16 protein-coding genes are annotated in these 17,563 nt (G+C 43.5%); 12 read left to right on the top strand and 4 right to left on the bottom strand.

Annotation, left to right across the window (positions count from 1 at the left end):
• Positions 1-2: 2 nt before the first annotated feature.
• The 10 genes from BDD43_RS03130 (at position 3) to BDD43_RS03090 (ending at position 10,562) form a co-directional block, all read left to right on the top strand.
• Positions 3-488: a nuclear transport factor 2 family protein gene (locus tag BDD43_RS03130; RefSeq protein WP_121196287.1), complete on the top strand. Its 486-nt coding sequence runs from the start codon at positions 3-5 to the stop codon at positions 486-488.
• A 243-nt stretch (positions 489-731) separates the two neighbouring features.
• Complete coding sequence (locus BDD43_RS03125; protein WP_121196285.1) at positions 732-1,763, top strand: FecR family protein; 1,032 nt, start codon at positions 732-734, stop codon at positions 1,761-1,763.
• Between the two features lie 241 nt (positions 1,764-2,004).
• Complete coding sequence (locus BDD43_RS03120; RefSeq protein WP_162846965.1) at positions 2,005-5,184, top strand: TonB-dependent receptor; 3,180 nt, start codon at positions 2,005-2,007, stop codon at positions 5,182-5,184.
• A 4-nt stretch (positions 5,185-5,188) separates the two neighbouring features.
• Positions 5,189-5,968: a hypothetical protein gene (locus BDD43_RS03115; protein ID WP_147425558.1), complete on the top strand. Its 780-nt coding sequence runs from the start codon at positions 5,189-5,191 to the stop codon at positions 5,966-5,968.
• Between the two features lie 455 nt (positions 5,969-6,423).
• Complete coding sequence (locus BDD43_RS03110; RefSeq protein WP_121196281.1) at positions 6,424-7,527, top strand: hypothetical protein; 1,104 nt, start codon at positions 6,424-6,426, stop codon at positions 7,525-7,527.
• Positions 7,528-7,626: 99 nt separating this feature from the next.
• On the top strand, positions 7,627-7,977 hold the full coding sequence (locus BDD43_RS03105) for a helix-turn-helix domain-containing protein (RefSeq protein WP_121196280.1): 351 nt from the start codon (positions 7,627-7,629) through the stop codon (positions 7,975-7,977).
• Positions 7,978-8,106: 129 nt separating this feature from the next.
• Complete coding sequence (locus tag BDD43_RS29660) at positions 8,107-8,289, top strand: hypothetical protein (RefSeq protein ID WP_147425557.1); 183 nt, start codon at positions 8,107-8,109, stop codon at positions 8,287-8,289.
• Positions 8,290-8,532: 243 nt separating this feature from the next.
• On the top strand, positions 8,533-8,946 hold the full coding sequence (locus tag BDD43_RS03100; RefSeq protein ID WP_121196278.1) for a plasmid mobilization protein: 414 nt from the start codon (positions 8,533-8,535) through the stop codon (positions 8,944-8,946).
• The gene (locus BDD43_RS03095) at positions 8,943-9,833 is read left to right on the top strand and encodes a relaxase/mobilization nuclease domain-containing protein (RefSeq protein ID WP_121196277.1); all 891 of its coding nucleotides are present in this window, start codon (positions 8,943-8,945) and stop codon (positions 9,831-9,833) included. Before BDD43_RS03100 ends, BDD43_RS03095 begins: the two co-directional genes overlap by 4 nt.
• Before the next feature lie 51 nt (positions 9,834-9,884).
• Complete coding sequence (locus BDD43_RS03090) at positions 9,885-10,562, top strand: hypothetical protein (protein ID WP_121196275.1); 678 nt, start codon at positions 9,885-9,887, stop codon at positions 10,560-10,562.
• A gap of 592 nt (positions 10,563-11,154) precedes the next feature.
• On the opposite strand, the gene BDD43_RS03085 is transcribed toward BDD43_RS03090, so the two are convergent.
• Positions 11,155-11,880, bottom strand: coding sequence for a hypothetical protein (locus BDD43_RS03085; protein ID WP_121201861.1), 726 nt, complete (start codon positions 11,878-11,880; stop codon positions 11,155-11,157).
• A gap of 466 nt (positions 11,881-12,346) precedes the next feature.
• Between BDD43_RS03085 and BDD43_RS03080 the strand changes: the two genes are divergently transcribed.
• Together BDD43_RS03080 and BDD43_RS03075 are read left to right on the top strand one after the other, a co-directional pair.
• Entirely contained in the window at positions 12,347-13,201 is an 855-nt protein-coding gene (locus BDD43_RS03080; protein ID WP_162846964.1) for an endo alpha-1,4 polygalactosaminidase, read from the top strand.
• 510 nt (positions 13,202-13,711) lie between these two features.
• On the top strand, positions 13,712-14,008 hold the full coding sequence (locus tag BDD43_RS03075; protein WP_121196272.1) for an HU family DNA-binding protein: 297 nt from the start codon (positions 13,712-13,714) through the stop codon (positions 14,006-14,008).
• Positions 14,009-14,062: 54 nt separating this feature from the next.
• Here the strand turns inward: BDD43_RS03075 and BDD43_RS03070 are convergent, their stop codons facing one another.
• From BDD43_RS03070 to BDD43_RS29870, 3 genes are all read right to left on the bottom strand, one after another.
• Complete coding sequence (locus BDD43_RS03070; protein ID WP_121196271.1) at positions 14,063-15,349, bottom strand: tyrosine-type recombinase/integrase; 1,287 nt, start codon at positions 15,347-15,349, stop codon at positions 14,063-14,065.
• 267 nt (positions 15,350-15,616) lie between these two features.
• A complete protein-coding gene (locus BDD43_RS03060; protein WP_008506681.1) occupies positions 15,617-17,173 on the bottom strand; it encodes a recombinase family protein in 1,557 nt (518 codons plus the stop codon).
• The gene (locus BDD43_RS29870) at positions 17,170-17,331 is read right to left on the bottom strand and encodes a hypothetical protein (RefSeq protein WP_008506682.1); all 162 of its coding nucleotides are present in this window, start codon (positions 17,329-17,331) and stop codon (positions 17,170-17,172) included. Before BDD43_RS29870 ends, BDD43_RS03060 begins: the two co-directional genes overlap by 4 nt.
• Between the last annotated feature and the right edge of the window lie 232 nt (positions 17,332-17,563).

Raw genomic sequence — 17,563 nt, 5'->3', positions numbered from 1 at the left:
ATATGACAACTAAAAAAAACACCCTATTCAGTCTGCTGCTGATACTGATCATGGCTTCGGCATTTCGTACAAAAGCGCAAAATAACCCGTATCCGGTTTATAAGCCCGTATCAAAGGAGCTCTATCAGGAAATCGTTCGGATGGACAGCTTATGGGAGGACAGTTACAACCACTGCAAGATTGATGTGCAGGACAGTCTATTATCGGAGGACATGGAGTTTTTTCATGACCAGGGCGGCTTAGTTACGTCCAAAAAGCAACTTACGGATGCTTATAAAAAAAACATTTGTGGGCAGGTCACCCGCGAATTACTGAAAGGGAGTATCGAAGTTTACCCGATCAAAGACTATGGCGCGGTCGAGATGGGTTATCACCGGTTCCATAGCATCCATGACACCGGCCCTAACTCCACCTACGCCCGATTCGTGCATGTCTGGAAAAAAGAAAACGGGTCCTGGAAAATCACGCGGGTAATCAGCCTGCATTAATTGAATAGTGCTCGCATTATAGATTTTACCGTTTTCCAGTAGTGTCCGCCAATAACGTCAATATAGGATCTGAACTAGACACTATCGGCTCGATTCAACCGTCCCGGCCCACCACATTACTATCTATAAAAAGTGGGTGCGGCAATAGCTCATGAATTTCACGATCCCCCAAACGTAAAATTTATTTTCGATTGCGTTGGTAGTACCGCCGATTTGTTGCGTCATGCTTAATGAACAACAAAAATGGAAGAACAGGTAACGCGAGCACTATTAGAAAAATTCCTGGAAAACCAGTGTACAGCCACAGAAACGGCCTTGGTTTTAAAATGGCTGGAACATCCCGGCAACGAACAGCAGTTGCATGAACTATTAACCGGCGAATGGCAAAAAACGATAGAGGATACCCAGGTAGAAAATCCATCCGATGAACAAATGCACCAGTGGAAACAAAGAATCCGTACGCTTATTTCGGAGGCAGATAACGAAAAAGTATATCCTGTCCTGAAACCACCAGGAAAGCCTTTCTATTTAAAATATGCGGCGATATGGATCACCACCATCATTGGCTTTAGTGCATTCTGGGTGTTTCATAACAGAAATAATCAGCCGCCGCCTGTAATTGCGATGGTAGAAAAACACAATCCTTACGGGCAGCGGTCCACCATTATATTACCCGATAGCTCCATTATCTATCTGGGCGCGGGCAGCAGCATTCAGTTTCCCGAACGGTTCACCGGTAAAACACGGGATATCCGTTTAACAGGTGAAGCTTTTTTCGAGGTTGTACATAACCCTAAAAAGGCTTTCATCGTACATGCTGCGGGAGTACAAACCTGCGTATTGGGCACCTCCTTCAAAATAGAAGCTTTCCCGAACCGACCGGTCAGTGTTAGTGTAGCTACGGGTAAGGTGAGCGTAGGGAGCCTTGATACCGGCTCATTAAAAGTTAAACCTTTAGCCGTTTTATTACCCGGGCAAATGGTAAGCTGGGATGCCGCAACACAAAAGGTAACCTCTAATTTTATCGCGGTTGACGGTCTTACCCAATGGAAACAGGGTAAGCTGGTTTTTCAGCATGCGTCGTTATCCCACATGGCCGAAGACCTGGAACGATGGTATAAAGTGAAGATCAATATTAACAACCCAAAAAGGGCAAAAGAAGCTATTTCGGGTGTGCTGCCGCCAACCATTTCGGTTAAGGATGCCATGGAGGTGTTAAGCATTACCGGACACTTCAAATACGCGCTTAAAGATTCAACTATCCGTATTTATTAACCATAAAACCATCAATATGAAATAGATAGTACTCACCCCATAAAAAAACCGTCCCCTGTAAAGGGACGGCCCTATCGCACAAAAAGCCTCGGTTTGGTCGCCAGGTGGCTTTATGTAAATATCCCGGGAGTAAAACTTCCGGCAATTAACAAATTAGGTTTCTTAAAAGAAACCAACCGTAATTATCACAAAGATGCAAAAACAAAAAGGATTACAACAATATCCTTATTTCCGATTGATTATGAGAACCTCGCTGATCATCACGGCCATACAGATGGCATTCTTCGGCGTATTATATGCCAGTACCGCCAGAAGTCAGGATCTTAACCGGCAGATATCCTTAAAATTAGAAAAAGCTACCGTTGCGCAATGCCTGGCAGCGATAGAAAAACAGGGCAACGTCCAGTTTTTTATCAGGGACAAAGCTACAGCAGGTATCAGTAAAAAAACAACCATTATGGCTTCCGGTATCACCGTGATAGAAGCATTAAATAGTATTGTTGAACACACCAACCTGCTTTACAAAGCCGTGGGCGGGTTTATCGTGATAGACAGTAAACCGGTACCCATACCGCCCGGGAAGATTTATGGCAAGGTAGTGGACGATAAAGGTGAGAGCCTGCCGGGAGCCAATATCAGGATCATTGAGCTGAATACGACTATCGCAAGCGCTGTCGATGGCTCCTATAGTATTACCGCGCCACCTGGTACTTACACGGTTGAAGTGAGTTACGTTTCCTTTCAAACCAAGCGGATAGCCGATGTTGTTGTAAAAGCAGACGGGCTAACCAAACTGGATATCGTATTGCTAACCGCATCCAACGCGCTGAATGCGGTAGTGATACAATCCTCCTATAAAAAAGAAGCCACCGCAGGCCTTTACGCAACGCAAAAAAACGCCGCCAGCGTAACCGATGGCATCAGTGCCGAACAGATAGCCCGCACTCCGGATAATAACATGGGGCAGGTGCTAAAAAGGGTAAGCGGTGTAAGCACGGTGGATAACCGTTATATCGTTGTGCGTGGTTTAACCGAACGCTATAACCAAGGTATGATTGACGGGATCGTATTACCCAGCACAGACATGAACCGCCGCAATTTCGCCTTTGATGTGATCCCGGTAGAAATGGTGAGTAATGTGGTGGTGAACAAAACAGCTACCCCGGATGTATCGGCCGAATTTGCCGGCGGACAGGTTTCTGTAAATACGCTGGACATTCCGCTGGAAAATTTCACCGTCCTTTCGCTGGGTACGGGTTTTAACAGCAATGTATTAGGCAAGAATTTTGTTGAATCGGGCAAGAGGGGCAAGTATGACTTTTGGGGCTTTGACGACGGACACCGCAAGCTGCCTGCCGGGATCCAATCCTGGGGTAGCGTGGCCGTACCAGATTATGCCGTGCCGCAAAGTAAATTGTTCAGCCCCGATGCCTTTAAACGCTATACCTCTACCGGTGGCGCTAACCAAAACTACCGAATCTCATTAGGGCGTACTTATGATTTGAAGAACGACCAGAAGATAGGTTTTGTAGCCGGTTTAAGTTTCCGTAACAGCCAGGAAACGAACGATTTTCAGGATGTAAGGGAGTTTCTGGCCAATTACGGTTATCCCGCAGCCGGGCCAAACTATATCGACAGCGCAGGCCGCCGCCGTAACGGTCATATATACAAATATAATAGCACCATCGGCGCACAGTTCAATACCGGCATCCAGGGAAAGAACTATAAGATAGGATTTAAGAACCTTTATTCCCAGATCTTTAACAACATACTCAACACCTCTACGGGTATGTTTGCCAGCGCTGGTTTTGATAACGATTATGCCCGTACACAGCAAAACCTGCAAACCCCGGAGATCACCCGCATTTTGCAACACAAACTGGAGGGTGAATACAAATTAACCAACGCCGGTCTTAAATTAAGCTGGCTGGGCGGCATCACTACGGTAAGGCAGGAAGTAAAAGATCGCACCAAATTTACTTACCGTTTAACCGGGCGGACCGATGATGGTAATGAATACTACCAGACCCCGGCAGTGGTTAACCCTGCACAGAATTCGCCTGATTATGATTATCGCCTATTTACCGATACAAAGGAAACCGATTATAATTGGGGGGCAAACCTGAGCCAGCCCTTTAATTTTCTGGGTGATAAAAGTTTAATAAAAGGCGGATATAGCGGTATATACAAAAAACGGGATTTGAGTGCCACCACTTTGAAAATAAGGACCGAGGACAGGGCATTTAACGCCTTTGACCGCCCTTATGAAGAAGTGCTTGCCCCGGAAAATATAGGTACCGGTGAACATTCAAACCAGGCTTATTACCTGGCTGATGGAAATAATGGGTCTCAATTTGATGGTTCCTCTAAATTTCATGCTTTTTACTTGATGCTCGATCAACGCTTCCTGAAAAAGATCAGGATCGTTTATGGGGTGCGGGGAGAAAACTATGACTTGCAAAATAAGCAGCCCCTGATCTCGGATAAATCCAGTTTACGAAATGTTACCGGTGAAAAAAACACCACTTATCTGCCATCTGCTAATTTAATCTACAGCATTACCTCTAAAATGAATTTCAGGGCATCGTTTGCAAAAACGGTTATCCGCCCGGATTTCAGGGAAACATCTTATTTCGGCTTTTATGATCCGTTTTTAAATGCTGATATCGTAGGCGACGATGTCGTAAGCACCAAGATCAAAAACAGCGATTTACGCTATGAGTGGTATCCTTCAGTAGGTGAGATCGTTTCCGTGTCGGGTTTTTACAAATCATTTGATAAGCCTATTGAGCTGGTGGTTGACAGGGACGCTACTAAAGTGACCCGTTATCGTTACCAGAATCAAAAGGATGCCGTTAATTATGGGATGGAACTGGAAATTCGCAAAACGCTGGGCTTTTTATCTGATCAGCAGTGGTTACGTAATATTACGCTGTTTGGCAACGGCACGCTGATTAAATCGAAGATCCATACGCTGAGTACCTTAGGGAATGGAACTATTGTTGAGAACCAGGAAACGCGTGCCTTATACGGTCAATCACCTTATACGGTCAACGCCGGGATCAGTTATTCTTCCCCTAACTATGGCTTAACCCTAAGCTACAACAAAGCGGGCCGCCGTACTTACACGATCAGCAGCAATCCCAATTTAACAGAATATGAGAACGGGCGAGATCTGATCGATTTGCAACTATATGCCCGTTTTCTAAAACAAAAGATGGACATTAAGCTGAATGTAGGCAACCTGCTTAATTCAACGTCGATCTATTATATCAACTCGAACGGATATAAACAAGTTTCCGGCACCAGCACTTATAACACTTCTTTTGGTAAAGACAGCTATGAAAAAGAGTACGATGCCGTACGTTACCGCATCAAATACGGGATTACCCCAAGTTTAACAGTCACCTATAAATTCTAAGAAAATGAAAAATATGCTATTGCGCCTGCTGGTTTTGCTCTTCTGCATGACCGCTTGTAAAAAAACAGAAGAAACTGCAAGGGTAAGGTTTGCACAGACGGAATTTGTGAACGCAACAAAGTATGCTATAACACCCTATATTTTATACAAGGGTAAAAAGTATTCTGGAGGATGGGTGCTCACGTCTGAGTATGGCGATAAGAGCTTTGAGCTTTATAAAAGTAATGGTGAAAAAATTACAGATTTTAAACTGACTATTGCAGGTTCTCAAAAGTATTATATTTATCAGCCGGATAGTACCACGGTCCCGGTATTACTGACTGAACTTCCCCCGCCGCCACCACCTCCCGCCAATCCATTGGAAAATGTTACACCGGCACCTGACGGTTACATGAAAATAAAGATTAAACATGATTTGGCATTACTTGGATTTGAAAAGATTGATGTTCAGGTATGGGCACCAAACGTTAAGGGTGTTTACGAGTTATTCACAACCATTCCTAATGTGACCACAACATTGAGCAGTGATTTTATAGTGATTCAACGGCCCGTGGTAAATGGTACACAACAGCAGAATTTTAAATTCAGTTTTTTAAATTCTGTTACCAAAGCACCAGCAATGACTGGAGATGGTTTGATATACCAAACTTATGTTAATACACTCACAAGAACGAGTTATAACGTTTATATCGTTAGCTTCAGTTTCTTCGAGTCAGGCCTACCAGAAGATTTTGAATATAAAGGGTTGTTTTATGAAATTGATGCCGATCTGACATCGAAATAAATTATTAAAGGGCAGTATTCTAAATGGGGCTGCCCTTTAAATATTTTAGCCAGTTTCGGTGCTGTAGTCAACAGGAACATCTTGGTGCCGGTGGCTACTTATTGAAAATTCCGGTTATGAATATTTGTCTGGAAAGACGCGTGAATTTTAGACGTCCTGAATACGATTCAAAAGCCAGTGCGCTGACATCCTGGAGATCTGACGAATCATATCCATCTAAATATGTTGTCTAAGCCATAAATTTCATCGGTACTTCGGGTATTGAAGCTGAAATCAGTGACAAGGCTGTTGGCAAGGGGCTGATTATAGTTTGGAAGCAAGTGAAAATAAGTTTTAATCACCTATTTTGGACATTTGTCCGGCAAGTAGGGCAGGTATTATTTATAGAGGAGCAGTTGTGTGCTTTTGTGTTGACTATATAATACTTAAATTTGCATATGTAAATCTGCCCGCCTATGCAGCACTTGAAAGAATTTCTTACCCGTATCCAAACATTTGATCTGCGCATCATCGAGGATGATATTCACATGGAATGGGGAACGAATGAAAAGAAGCATGTTAAGGTCTACGACATAAGCCATCAGACCCAATACTATGACAGTTTTTCTTACCGGAGCGAATTACGGGTATTGAAAGATATGGCCTTTATCGATCTGATAGCATTAGATAAAGAACGCATCAAGTTACAATTGGAAGAACTTGCCAAAGTCCGGGAACGTTTTAAGGAATTTTGGAGAAATTACCACGACCACCATTCGGAAATGACGCAGGTCTATGAACGTCACTTTGTTTTTTCCGTCAACCTGGAATATTTATTTATTGTTAACGGACTGCAATCCACCAATGCGGAAATCGAAGTAAGCAGCAAATTTGCAGAAGACCTTGGCGAATCAGTCAAGCTGCGGGAAAAGTTTTTAAGGGAACTAATCTATGCTACTGAAACAGCCATTAAGCCAAAGCGGTCTGAAGCCGAATTTAAAGAATGGCTGGATGCCGAAAGAGAGAAACGAGAAGCGGCAACGGCTGAAACTACTAACGAGACCATAATAACTCCAAAATCTGAAACACCCGACGTATCGGAAACAGCAGCGGTTCAGGAAGCAGTCACCGAGCCTGAACTAAGTCAAGAACAGTTGGCTGCTGGCAAATTAGTGGGATACTATCCGACCTTTAAGGAGGGGGCAGCAGGGCAACTATTTGACTTATTGAAAACCTATTTTGTTCCTGAAGAACATGCTGCACTGGAAAAATTATTATTAGATGACGAAGCCCCTGCCAGTCCTTTATTATTTCGTGGTTCCGCTACCCAACTGGCTGATGCTTTTAAACAGCTCAAAGAAGCCAACCTGATTGTAGGCTGCCGTATGAGCGACCTTGAAAGATGGATAGCCCCAAAATTCCTATATCTATCCCCGCAGTCTCAACCTCGCGAACTACCCGAGGACTATCTTAATGGATTGATGTCGGGGACAAAGCGCCCCTGCAAATCGCCCATCCTGAAAATTGAACGAAAAGAAGATAAATTTTTCATCGTTCCCGCATCACGCAACAAAAAATAGCAAAAAAATGAGGGGGTAGACGCAGGGTTACTGTTTACCCTCTTGTAACCCTGCAAAACAAGCCCCTACCATTGCAGCATTAAACAAAATTAATGCGCAATGAAAGAGATACTCACCTTTGACCAGTTACCCGGGGCGGTAACTAAGATGCAAGAAAAGCTGGACAACATAGAACAGCTTTTAATTAACCGGCAGGAGCAATCACCCGAACAGGAAGAATTGATGCCCATCACAAAGGCCGCCGAATTTTTAGACCTGGCAGTCCCTACCGTTTACAGTAAAGTATGCCGAAAAGAAATCCCGGTAAATAAGCGGGGTAAGCGCCTGTATTTCTATCGTTCAGAATTAACGGAATGGATTAAGTCAGGCCGTAAAAAAACAGCAGAAGAAATCAGGGAAGAAGCGGTGCAGCATCTGGCCAGCAGCAGTAAAAAAGCGAAAGCATTTTAAGGCCGATGGAGCGCATTAAAACCGTTTGGTTCGTCAATGCTATGAGATTGATTTAACGGCATCACAAGCAATGAAAAGTCCGTCAAAAATCCAACGTCTTTTGGAACGCAGACCGATACACCCGCCCTGATGGGGCGACGTACCGACGAGGCACTAACGGTGCCATTGGCAAAAGAACACCTTGCAAATCAGCGATACCGCGAAGCGTATGCTGAAAGCCCGACACCCGCAGACGGGTGTAAAACAGACCGGCGACAAGTCGACGGAGAAAACGGGCGGCAACTTTGGCGCCACCGTTTAACAGCCCAATAATCGCAACGGCGACTATCGAAGAACCGGGAAAGCGGCAGGCCGCATTTGGCGGGGCAGCACCAAAGGTGCTGCTTTAACAGCCTCTGTATATATGGCTATAGCCATATATACAGATAGCGAAACAGGCCTTTGGCCTGTAAGCGGAGCCAGCTATGTTTCGGCCATGCCGAAACTTGCTGGCCCCCGCTCATGCTATCGCATTCGGGGGGATTTTTTTAAGGATTTTTTAACGAACCAGCGCTTATGAAAAGTGAAGTTAAAAAGATAACAAACACTAAAAGCCCGGCTCGTGCGGGCCGGGTTAATAAAGGCGGCAGGCCCAAAGTGCCGCACAAGCGGCGCAACAGCGTGAGCGTAATGTGTACGCTCATCGAGAAAAAGATCATTGAAGCCAACGCTAAACGAGTAGGCACGAACCCGTCGGTTTTCCTGCGAAACCTGGGATTGAATACGCGGATAGAAGTCAGGGTCAAGACCCTGCCGAAGTCTGTTTTAGAAATGCGGGGTACACTCAATCACATCGCCGCCAACCTCAATCAAATTGCCAGAAAGCGTAACCGGGGGGACGACCTGAATGCGATGGAAAGGGCTTTGCTCGATCAGGATGTACGGAGCTTGCAGGCATTGGTGAAGAACATTAACGCTTATGTATCATGATCGGAAAAGTCGGTACAGGTAAAAGTTTCCGAGGCGTATTGCATTACCTCTTTGAGGGCAGGCGGCAAGAAAGCAAAGAGCTGCAAATGCAGGAGCTTGAAAAAAAACAGGTGGAGGTAATTGCTTATAACCAATGCTTCGGCACTCGTTTAGAACTGGTGCGGGAAATGATCGAAGTAGCCAAGTTAAACCCTGATCAATCAAAGCCGGTGTTTCACTTCTCCTTAAGCTTCGCCCACAGCGATGCCGGGAAGTTAGGCTTGCAGGATAAGATCGACATGGCGGAGAAACTTGCCGAAGACTTTGACTTTAAAGATCACCAATACGTTGTCGTGGCTCACAAAGATACCGATCATGAACATTTGCACATTGTCGCTAACCGTATCGGCTTTGACGGCAAAACCGCCAGCGACAGCAATAGCTATAAGCATGTGGCCGAGTTCGCCCGGAAGATGGAACTGGAATACAAATTAGAGCGGGTATTAAGCCCTAATAAGTTTTTGAAACCGGAGCAAAGGGTTGCACAAAGTCAGCGTGTTGACAACCGTAAGGAAACTTTAAAAAAGCACCTGCAAACCGCAGTCAAACAAAGTAAGGATGTGCAGCAGGTCAAAAAGTACATGGAGCAGCGAGGCTACGAAGTGGAGTTAGGCCGGGGTATCGCTTTTACCGATGCGCAGCACGTCCGCTTTAAAGGCAGCCAGGTCGGCTACGCCCTGATGGATATTGAGAAGAAACTCAAACAGGAACAGCTTTTACAGCAGCAGGAACAAAACAGGCAGGCGCAATTACTACGGCATCAACAAGAGGAATTGAAGAAACAGCAACAGCAGGAAAAGGAAAAACAGCAACAGGTACATCAGCATACCCATGGCATAAGCCGGTAAGCTATACCTGACTAATTAGAAACAGGTTATTAACTTTTAAATGATGAAATTATGAAACCAAATGAAGAAACGCCAATCGATGAAAAAACCTTAACATCCATACTTACAGAGAATGTAACGGAGATCAAAGAAATTAGAGATTTTATCAAACAGCTGCAGAAACAACTCGATCAAAAGAATGCGCTTATTGCAGAAAAGGATAATCATACGCAAAAGCTGATCAGCAGCTTTGAACAGAAGTACCAAAAGATCGAGGTAACGGTACCCGCACAGAGTACTTTACTCCTTTCCAAAATTGCCAGTGATGGTATGACGGCCACGAGAACAGCCGTCATACAGGTGTTGTATGAACTGTTTTCCAAGAACAGGGTTTTGGTATTGCCAGAGGATTCGGGAAAAGGCTTTTTCAAGACGATGGCTAAACGTAGTATGTACCTAATTGCTTTAGCTATTATTGTATGCCTCGTTAGTTGGTTCGGCTTTCGTTACTGGTATAAAGACAGTCAGAATAGCCGTTTTAGAAAAGCCTGGTATTGGAACTACCTTGTTGCAGATAGCATTAAAAAGCAGAAATTACAAAGCCAACTGGACAGCCTGAATATGTCTGCAATCGATCAATACCGGACGGATAGCATCGCACGTTACCTGGACATTCAGACAACGGAATTGAAGATCAAGCAATTAGAAAGGGAGGCAGACAGTTTGAGGCGAATGAAGGGCAAGCCCTGAAATAACTGTATATAAGGTCAGGCAGTCCATTCGGTTGCGGCCAGCGGCTGTATGCCACCACAATAGGGCGGTAGACTACTCGTTAAAGGCGACTTATATACCATATCATGCCTCTGTGCAATATTCGATAATGCTAAATAGATAACATTAAATTGGGTAGATCTTATGTTAATTCGTAATCTTATGGCAAAAGATTACGAATTAATCTTTAACAAGAAAGTGGTCGTAAGTAATTGTCCAACTCATAAGATATTGGTTATCAAGCCCATTTAGAGGGTATTCCGACCCACCCCTTCTTCGGCAGTAGGGAATTTTCAGACGATTTCCAAAGGTTGCTCGATATGAGTAATCCTCGGTTTTTGAGTGTCAGTAAGTTACAATTCATCTTGATGGCAGGTGTTCTAAACATACCTCTTGAAAACGTCAATCACTTTTGAATACATCGCACGTAATGGCGTACTGCTGTGATCCGCATCACTCAACACGCCAAAAAGTTCAGCAAACAAGAAACCACCAGCAAAAAAGCCGCTACACCCTCAGAGACGAAAATAGCTAAAAAGGCGGGTAGTAGTATAAGGTACTGAATACATACTTACTCGGTATCTGTATAAGCGTACCCCCCAATAAAGATCAGTGCGTTGTCTGGCCGGATAGGCCCACCTTTTGCACCCAATGCAAATGAGGTTTTAAGGACTGTACCATTGTTATAGGTGAATTCAATAGTGTGGCCGGATATGCGGTAAGTACCGCCAGTTGCCGATTTCTTCCAGGCCGCTGCATTTCCGGTTGACATCCCCGCATTTAATCCTTCGTTAAAATGGGTCGCATCCAAAAAGGTAATCTTTTTAATTGATAAAGCACTCAGGCCATTTCCATAATCACCGCCGCTTGCTTTTTCGTAGACAGGCTTCAGTTTCACAGCACCTGTATAAGCATAGGCTGGGAACCAGTTGCCCTCACCAAGCTTATAGTCATTTGTCTCTCCTTTGCTATTGGTAAGTAAAAACGTCTGACCCTGTTTCTTCCAGGTACCCCAGGCTTTAGGATGCTTACTTTTATCGGTAGCGACATCCAAGCTTTCCAGCGTTTCAGCTCCTGCCTCCCAATAATCACCATTTTTGAAGAGTACGACCGGCTCAAAGGTAATTGCAGCAGGATATCCACTTATGGCCCGGAAATACCAACCCTCGACCGCCGGGGCCACCGATGTTAATCGCATAGATTTGGCGGGTTTATTAAAAGAAGTGGCATCGGCATTGAAAAAGCAGGATACCATTAAAGCGATAGCCAGGCCGTTTAAATATACTCTCAATTTCATAATTATCAAATTTAGTGTAGTTTCTTTTCTTAAATAACAGATGGTTTGTATGTAAAGTTTGCTTTGAATTGCGGGAATACCTAAATCGTTCGCAACTACCGCAACGCTTGCGAACACCCACTTCCAGCTTCGCCACCTTTGACTATCAATTCAAATAGTCATGAGAAATCCAAAACCAATTACCGACCTTAAAGGCTGCGAATTAATCGGCACATTGCTGCCGAAATCAAACGCGTCCGCCAGGAGCCGCGGCAGAAGATCCGTCAGCTTTTAAGAAGTTTCAGTCTCAACTTTTACAAAGCTAGTGCTGGATAATAATTGTTTGGTATCTTCTGAAGATGAAGCCGTTCTAAATGCCACTTATCATAAACCATCAGTAATATTCAAAATCGTAACAAACTCGTTACAAATCATGCAATATTAGTATGGTAAGCCCGTTACAATGGCTTACAAGTATATACCCTCTATGAAAATCAATTCTTTCCTTTTATTGAGCATTAGCTTCCTGGCCTGCCTTATTGCTTGCAAAAAGGGCACATCTAATGATGATGTTTCCAATCCCATAGATTCTACACAACCAGTACAGGACAAAACTGACTGGTGGAAACCAGTCACGGGCACTAGTTTTGACTGGCAGCTTGATGATGTTAGTCCCGGTAACAATTTCGCTGCCGCGGTGGTGGACGTTGATGCTTTTACAACCAGTGCAGAAACGGTAGTAGCATTACATGCGAAAGGCAAAAAAGTGATCGCTTATATTTCTGTTGGTACAATAGAAAGTGACAGGCCGGATGCCAACCTGGTTCCGGCAAAAATTATTGGTAATGTTTACCCAGAATGGCCAAAAGAAAAATGGCTGGATATCCGCCAGATCGATCAATTAAAACCCTGGCTTAACTCCAGGATCAATATGATATTAAAAAAGGGCTTTGATGGTATAGAACCCGACAACCTGGATAGCTATGATAACGAACCGGGTTTTGACATCAGCGAGCGTGACGTTAAAAAGTATTCCGACTACCTGATCACCCTGGCGCATGCCAGTGGGCTGGCAATCGGGCAAAAGAATGTAAAAGAGTTAACTCCCGATTTTGCGGCCAAGTTTGATTTTGTGATCACCGAAGACGCTTTTAAAGAAGGCTGGCATAAAGATGTCGAAAAGTACATTACGCTAAACAAACCGGTGTTTGCGGTGGAGTACACTGATAAGATGTCTCAGAAAGATTTTGAGAGCAACGTCTGTCCCGCCGCTAAACAATTAAAATACACGACGATCCTCAAAAAGAGAGACTTGACAGCCTGGGTTGATAATTGTAAATAGATTAGCCGTTTACATGCAGGTTCACTATTTTTAAAGGTGGTCAGATCCACGAATAGCTTTTTAGTTAAATATGGGAGCTATCGGGTTACGGCAGTCGTCTGAATTCATCCGCGAAAGAGCGGGCGCTATTCACCGACCGCCTCACCGTCCGCAGCAAGACGGAAATGCGTTGCGCTTATAACCGACTTGTTTTTTTCCCTTGCTCATGAAGAGAAAACTAACCCAATTACACCACGGTCGCAAAGATAGCCCCCGCCGGGCTAAAGTGTCAACGCTATAGCAAGCGGACGGGAATTGGTTCGCTTTCAGCGGCCCCGCCCGGCCCTGACACTTTACCCGGCTCCGCGCTTTTAGTTGCTTAAGCGGTGAAAATGGGGAGGTGTGCGTCATTGACCTGCAAGGCGGTAATGTCCGCTTGCATAGACCGTCCAGCGGATCTGGTTTGGCGATTAAGCCGATCCGGCGTATATTTGCAGTTTAAGTAATATTTAATCTATAGCCGATACTTACATGAGGAAAGCAGATGTAATCGCAGGTATAGCCGCAAAAACGGGAAAAGAGAAAGAAGTCACCGAAACCATTGTAGATGCCTTTTTTAAGGTCGTTCAATCCAGCCTTATCAATGGCGAAGACGTATTTGTCCGTGGCTTTGGTACATTCCTGGTAAAGAAAAGAGCAGCTAAGGTTGGCAGGAACATCACGAAAAATACCGCTGTACAAATTCCCGAAACGCATATCCCCGCATTCAGGCCGAGCGATGATTTTAAAAATAAAGTAAAGATGGCGGTAAAAGAGCAAGCGGCATAAGTCTGCCCGGCAGAGTTTACTGAAAGAAAGGCTTGCACTTTTATAAATTAAAGATCAGGCGGGTACCTCAATTTCCACCTGATCTGCTTTTTGTTTTACCGATGCAAATTCCATCAATTTGTCAGCCATCGTCTTTTTAGCCTCACTTTCAAACCCTTTCCAGTAATTCTGTGTGGTGTTCATGGTGGTATGTCCTAAAGCTTCCTGCGCAAATTCCAGCCCCATTGTCCGGGTAGCCTGCGTTGTAAAGGAATGGCGGGCCACCATCGTGCCTAACCTGAATGATAAGCCTAACTGATCGACCAGTTTTTGCATGTGCTGGTTAACAAAGCGAATGAAGTTTTGGTTAATCTTATGACGTTCTTTGGCGGACATGCCAGTCTGGAATATCGGAAACAGATAGTCATTGGGCTTGCCTTTTTTATTGGCATATTTTTTAATAAAATCTTTGATATAGCCGGTTAAAGGGACAACAATAGGCGATGGGTCTTCCTTTGTTGTGTTTTTCGTTTTATGTCTTAAAAATGAAAAGTAGGTATCATGAATATCTTTAATTTTCAGCTCGGCAATATCTCTGAAATTCATCCCGTTGCACTGGTAACTGAAAAACCAGAAATCCCTGGCCTTTTCGATAAAGCTATCGGCGGTGACGTCCGCAGTATATAAAGCGTTGAGGTCAGGTGTCTCTAATGCCTTTTTTACATTTTTTCCGGTAGGTATTTTATAAGTTTTAAAGGGGTAGAGTTCTGGGGCAATATCTCCAGCAGCAATGGCCTTATTAAAGATCGTCCTTAAATTTCGCATGTAAATACCAACCGTTGTTTTGGAACAGTCTTTGGCAACCATCCATTGTTCGTACTTGTTTAAAGTTTCGGCAGTAAGTATGCTAAACGAAATGTGAGTGACCGGATTTTTCTTACCCTCACTAAAATAGGTGGTGATTGATTTAATGCTGCAATCATAACTGGAGGCGGTTCCGATCTGTTCGTTTTTCTCCAATATCTTTACAGCACTTGCGAAATGTTCAATTACATTGTTGGTGCTTGCTTTGGAGCGGAACATTTTACGCTCGAATTTTTCAAAGGTAAAATTGTCCCCCAGTTCCTTGGCAAGTTCAGCGCCTTTTTGCATAATGGCATCCAGCTCTATTTTGAGGTCTTTATTTTCACCCCTTGGCTTAGAAGCCAGGTAGGATTGCTCAAAGGAGGACTGGCTCAATTTATAATCGGTGCCGTACCAACGCTCCATTTTTGCGGTGAAGTAAACATGTAACTTTAAAGGGAAAGTACCATTCTTTAGTGCTCGCCTTGTGTCCAAGTATAAAGAAACTTCAGCTTTCATGATAAAAACGATTAAAATGAATAAATTTGCAGAACTACATAAAAGTCAAAATATCATTAATTGTATTAATATACTGACATTTAGCATTTTGTATAAGTCAAATATAAGCAAAATGTTCGAATTATTTGCAGAAAATTTGCAGAGAAACGAACGCCAAATCACAAAAAATCGTAAAACTTAGCTTTCTATATATATTATAAATAACTGATAATCAATTAATAGCAAAGAATATCAAAACATCAATAAGTGTCAATAATTGACTGTTAATCAGAGGGTCGCTGGTTCGAGCCCAGCCTCAGGAGCCAGAATGGGCAAGCACGAGAAATCGGTCGCTTGCCCTTCTTTTTTGCCTTTTATTTCACTGTTAATCAAGTAGATACAAGAGTACAATTCACTCGTCAAAGCGGTTCGATGTTGCAATTCCTCGAAAGTGAATTTTTGGGGGTACATCGAACCAATTAATTCTCGTTTATTGGAACTATCTGATTTTGAATAGATTGTATTTAATCTCGTTAATTTGCTAATAGCCGGTCTAAGTAGCGGTTCAATGTTCGCAGTCTTGGAATTAGCCGCTGCTGCTTCCGATAACTTCGCTTCTAATACATTTACCTTGTATTCATTTTCTGATTTAATGGTCTTATAATCGGCACCGTCAATGTCTCCGTTTAAAAGAAGTTCCCTTGCTTTACTGGTGCGGTTATTCAGCTCATTGATTTCCTTTAGCAATTCAGAACGGGATACCAAAGTTGTCGTATTTTGGTTTTTGTACGTATCCCTGATAACTTCAGTAAACAGATCTGCATATTCCTCCTGGATAGTGAATTCCTCTATTACCTGATCGAATACTTTATTTACCTCTTCGGCCTTATACCTGCACCCACAAGCTGAAGAACAATGATAGTAGTAGTAATATCCATTGCGACCTTTGGATGCGCTCCCGCACAAAATGCGGTTGCACCTTGAGCATTTAATAAAGCCCCTTAAAGGCAACATATCCGGCGAATGAACCTTTGTTTTCTCCTCCCTCTTTTTCCCGCTTAAAACGTCCTGAACGTCGTAAAATAAAGATTCAGAAATAATGCCATCATGCAATCCCTTAACGGTGTGTGCCGCTTCGTCCTTATATTTAACGATTAGTATCTTTCCGCAATAAACAGGATTGCGCACCGCCACGTAAAAGTTGTTCCGCTTACACTTTAAACCCATCTCCGCAGCTTTTTCATATACTTGCTGCGTGGAATAAATACCCTTTGCAATCTCGTTAAATGCCCATTCCATGATTTTAGCCTGTGGCGGATCGATAGCAATATATTTCTTCCCTGTAGCATCGTGCCTGTTGATATAACCCACAGGGGCGTGAGATACCCAACGGCCTTCCTTCCTGGCACGCCTTAGACCATAAAATGTATTTAATGCCCTTCTGTCGTTTTCTATCTCCGGTGCAGTAAGATAAATAGCCAGCATCATTTTGTTTTCAGGAACTTCCATATCCAAAGGCTGTTCTATAGCCTGCGGCTCCACACCTAATATTTTAAGTGTGTTGATCATTTGATAAGCATCTGGTGCGTTTCGGCTAAACCTGTCCCACTTCGTAAATAAGATAAGATCGATTTTTCCGCGCTGCTTCCTCAGGTTGAGCAACAAGCCCTGCCACTGGGGCCTGACAAACGTTTTGGCAGAATGATCTTCAAATATGGTTTTCCTTATACTGATGTTGTTAATCTCACAATAGCGGCGCAGTACCTCTTCCTGGCTTCTTTGAGAATAACCTTTATCGGCCTGTTCATCTGTACTCACCCTTATATAAATATCTGCTACTTTCATTTGTTAAAGTTCTGATTTACAATCAATTTAGCTAAAAAATACATTAAATCCAAAATTTCCTGGGCTTTTTTTTCAGTAACTTTTACACCATTTTTTTCCAACATTTTAATGGCCTGACTGGTAGTTACTGTTCTTTTGTTTGAAGAATCGCTCTTCATCGTAATGTGATTTATTAATCCCTGTCATCGGTAGTCACTTAACGCCTGTAACAATTCCAGGCATGTGCGCCGACAGATGATACAGTCGGGAACAATAAACGGCGCATTACAGAAACCTTACGGACCCGGCGGTATCATTATTCATGTAAGCACCTTGAAATTAGAAAATCCAGATTTCAATGGTGGCCGGAATAACCGGCTAATAGTGCGGATATTTCAACCCGCTAAAAAA

Origin of the sequence: Mucilaginibacter gracilis, assembly GCF_003633615.1 — a bacterium.
Classification (GTDB): Bacteria; Bacteroidota; Bacteroidia; order Sphingobacteriales; family Sphingobacteriaceae; genus Mucilaginibacter; species Mucilaginibacter gracilis.
This window is presented reverse-complemented; position numbering and strand designations above follow the sequence as displayed.

Coding starts and splice junctions, on each gene's coding strand:
- BDD43_RS03130 (WP_121196287.1), top strand. CDS start 3: ATGACAACTAAAAAAAACACCCTATTCAGTCTGCTGCTGATACTGATC.
- BDD43_RS03125 (WP_121196285.1), top strand. CDS start 732: ATGGAAGAACAGGTAACGCGAGCACTATTAGAAAAATTCCTGGAAAAC.
- BDD43_RS03120 (WP_162846965.1), top strand. CDS start 2,005: ATGAGAACCTCGCTGATCATCACGGCCATACAGATGGCATTCTTCGGC.
- BDD43_RS03115 (WP_147425558.1), top strand. CDS start 5,189: ATGAAAAATATGCTATTGCGCCTGCTGGTTTTGCTCTTCTGCATGACC.
- BDD43_RS03110 (WP_121196281.1), top strand. CDS start 6,424: ATGCAGCACTTGAAAGAATTTCTTACCCGTATCCAAACATTTGATCTG.
- BDD43_RS03105 (WP_121196280.1), top strand. CDS start 7,627: ATGAAAGAGATACTCACCTTTGACCAGTTACCCGGGGCGGTAACTAAG.
- BDD43_RS29660 (WP_147425557.1), top strand. CDS start 8,107: ATGGGGCGACGTACCGACGAGGCACTAACGGTGCCATTGGCAAAAGAA.
- BDD43_RS03100 (WP_121196278.1), top strand. CDS start 8,533: ATGAAAAGTGAAGTTAAAAAGATAACAAACACTAAAAGCCCGGCTCGT.
- BDD43_RS03095 (WP_121196277.1), top strand. CDS start 8,943: ATGATCGGAAAAGTCGGTACAGGTAAAAGTTTCCGAGGCGTATTGCAT.
- BDD43_RS03090 (WP_121196275.1), top strand. CDS start 9,885: ATGAAACCAAATGAAGAAACGCCAATCGATGAAAAAACCTTAACATCC.
- BDD43_RS03085 (WP_121201861.1), bottom strand. CDS start 11,880: ATGAAATTGAGAGTATATTTAAACGGCCTGGCTATCGCTTTAATGGTA.
- BDD43_RS03080 (WP_162846964.1), top strand. CDS start 12,347: ATGAAAATCAATTCTTTCCTTTTATTGAGCATTAGCTTCCTGGCCTGC.
- BDD43_RS03075 (WP_121196272.1), top strand. CDS start 13,712: ATGAGGAAAGCAGATGTAATCGCAGGTATAGCCGCAAAAACGGGAAAA.
- BDD43_RS03070 (WP_121196271.1), bottom strand. CDS start 15,349: ATGAAAGCTGAAGTTTCTTTATACTTGGACACAAGGCGAGCACTAAAG.
- BDD43_RS03060 (WP_008506681.1), bottom strand. CDS start 17,173: ATGAAAGTAGCAGATATTTATATAAGGGTGAGTACAGATGAACAGGCC.
- BDD43_RS29870 (WP_008506682.1), bottom strand. CDS start 17,331: ATGAAGAGCGATTCTTCAAACAAAAGAACAGTAACTACCAGTCAGGCC.